Consider the following 2,429-nt stretch of genomic DNA (forward strand, 5'->3'; position numbering starts at 1 on the left):
GCCGCGTTCGAGGACGGCGGCGTCCTCGTGGACGGCGGCCACCCCACCGCCCGGTTCACCACCGACCGCCCGGCCGACGGCGACTGGACCGTCCCCCCGGTCGCCGTCCGCCACGCCGTCCCCGACGACTGGCGCTTCGTCGTCGTCGTCCCCGACGCCGACTCGGGCCGGAGCGGCGAGGAGGAGGACGAGAGCATGCGCTCCGTGGTCGAACGCGCCGACCCCGGCGTGGCCGACCGCATCTCGGGCGTCCTCTCCCGCCGACTGCTCCCGGCCGTCGCCGACGGGAGCGCCGCGCGGTTCGGGGAGGCCGTCTCGGAAATCGGGCGGCTGAACGGCGCGTGGTACGCCGACGAACAGGGCGGCGTCTACCGTCCGCCGGTCGGCGAACTCGTCGCGTCGCTGGAGGACGACCCCGCCTGCTACGGCGCGGGACAGTCGTCGTGGGGGCCGGCCGTGTACGCCGTCACCGACGCCGACCACGCCGACGCGGCGCGGGCGGCGGGACGGGCCGCCCTCGACGCCGCCGACGTGGCCGGCGAAGTACGCCTCGTTCGCGGGCGAAACGAGGGCGCGACGATTCGGCGAAACGGTTAACGGACCCCGACGTGAGTCCGGGGCATGAGCAGTATCCCGTTCGGCGTCTCCCGCCTCGACCGCATCGTGGACGGCGGCGCACCGCCCGGTTCGGTCGTCCTCCTCGCCGGCGAACCCGGCGCGGGCGCCCGCGAGTTCATGTTCACGAGCGCGACGATGAACGCCGTCTACGAGGCCGACGACGACCTGTTCGACCTCTACTACGGCGACCTCCACGAGGACTCCGAGCCCCCCTCGGAGGTACACTACCTCTCTTTCACCGACGACGAACGGAGCCTCCGGCGGGAGATGTCGTACGTGTTCGACCGGTCGCTCGTGGACGCCGCCACCGACCGAATCCGGTTTCACGACCTCTCGGCGACCTACTTCCGGCCCAGCCCGATTCCGCGCGAGTGGTATCAGGGGGAGGCGACGACGCTGCAGGACCTCGGCGAACGCCACAACCGCGAGTCGGTGCTGACGGCGCTGGGCAACTACCTGAGCGAACACGCCAGCGGCAACCTCGTCGTCATCGACTCCATCACCGACCTCGTGGCTGGCATCTCCGACGAGATGTCGTGGAACGACATCGCGATGGTGATGCGCGGCGTCAACAAGGCGGCGTACCGGTGGGGCGGACTCATCCTCGCACTCGTCGGACGCGACACGCTCGAACGGACCGAACTCGCCCACCTGATGGACGCCGTCGACGGGACGCTCCAGTTCGAGTGGGAGACCGGTGGCTCCAAGCGGGCGCGAACGCTCGTCGTCCAGGAGTTCCGCGGCGTCCTCTCGCAACTGGAGTCCGAGGACATCGTCCAGTTCGAGACGCAGATACACGACGGCGGGTTCGACGTGAGCGACGTCAGGAAGATTCGCTGACCGTGCCGTGCGCCGCGCTGCCAATCTTTAAGTCAGAATAACGTAAGGTTCTGTTGAATGGGAGGGGAACGGGCGAAGACGCTGTCTGACGAACTGGAGCGGTGGGTCGAACAGAAGACCGCGGAGTCGGACGTCGACCGGTCGGAACTGGTGCGGCGAGCGCTCACGGCGTACCGTCTCGTCGACGAGGGCGACGAGTCGTTGGCGACGCCGGTCGAGCGACTGGACCGACTCGACGGCCGCGTGGCCGACCTGGAGGCTGACCTCGACGAGAAGGTGACGGACGTGCGCGAACGCGTCATTCAGGTCAAACGCGAGGCCGACGCGAAGGCCCCGGCGGACCACGACCACCCGGAACTGGCGAGCGACGTGGCGGCCGCGGAGTCGGAGGCCGAGCGAGCGCACGACGCCGTCGCGGAGGTTCGCGAGACGGTCTCGACGCTCCAACGGCGACTGGACGACGGTTTCGAGAACTACGAGGAGGTGCTGGAGTACCTCACCGACGCCGCCGAGGAGACCGAAGAGAAACTCGACGCCGTCGCGAGCGCCGTTCACGACCTGCGGCGCCGGACGGCGGAGGCCGAACGGGCCGCCGCGGAACGGACGGCCGCCACCGAACTCAAGCGCGAGGCGAACCGCAAGGGTGTCTCGACCGCAAACTGCCAGTCCTGCGAGAGGTCGGTCGACGTCGCCCTCCTCGACCTGCCGTACTGTCCGCACTGCGGGGAGACGTTCGACGGCGTCCGCGAGAAACAGGGGCTGTTCGGGTCGCCGTCGCTCACGACCGGGCGCCGACTGGCCCTCGAACGACCGGCCGACGGTGACGACGGCCCGGAACCGGTGTTCGAAGTCGACGGGGAGGAGAACGGACGATGACCGACGACGACGAACCCCTCTCGGACGTCGCTCGGCGTCTCGGGGGCGACGAGGACGGCGACGACGCGGCCGCGGCGGACGGAATCGGCGAGGAC

2 protein-coding genes and 1 pseudogene are annotated in these 2,429 nt (G+C 70.2%); all 3 read left to right on the forward strand.

From position 1 onward, the window contains the following. Positions 1-597 (forward strand): annotated as a pseudogene (locus tag GJ632_RS20905) (GHMP kinase); the annotation flags it as partial. A gap of 24 nt (positions 598-621) precedes the next feature. Continuing rightward, positions 622-1,458: an HTR-like protein gene (locus tag GJ632_RS20910; RefSeq protein ID WP_191453930.1), complete on the forward strand. Its 837-nt coding sequence runs from the start codon at positions 622-624 to the stop codon at positions 1,456-1,458. Positions 1,459-1,515: 57 nt separating this feature from the next. Continuing rightward, entirely contained in the window at positions 1,516-2,334 is an 819-nt protein-coding gene (locus GJ632_RS20915) for a CopG family transcriptional regulator (protein ID WP_191453931.1), read from the forward strand. Positions 2,335-2,429: the final 95 nt, after the last annotated feature.

It is taken from the genome of Halogeometricum sp. CBA1124, assembly GCF_009741955.1.
GTDB classification, from domain to species: Archaea; Halobacteriota; Halobacteria; order Halobacteriales; family Haloferacaceae; genus Halogeometricum; species Halogeometricum rufum.

Bases quoted from the DNA above. Each gene is read 5' to 3' on its own strand.
- GJ632_RS20915 (WP_191453931.1), top strand. From the start codon at position 1,516: ATGGGAGGGGAACGGGCGAAGACGCTGTCTGACGAACTGGAGCGGTGG.
- GJ632_RS20910 (WP_191453930.1), top strand. From the start codon at position 622: ATGAGCAGTATCCCGTTCGGCGTCTCCCGCCTCGACCGCATCGTGGAC.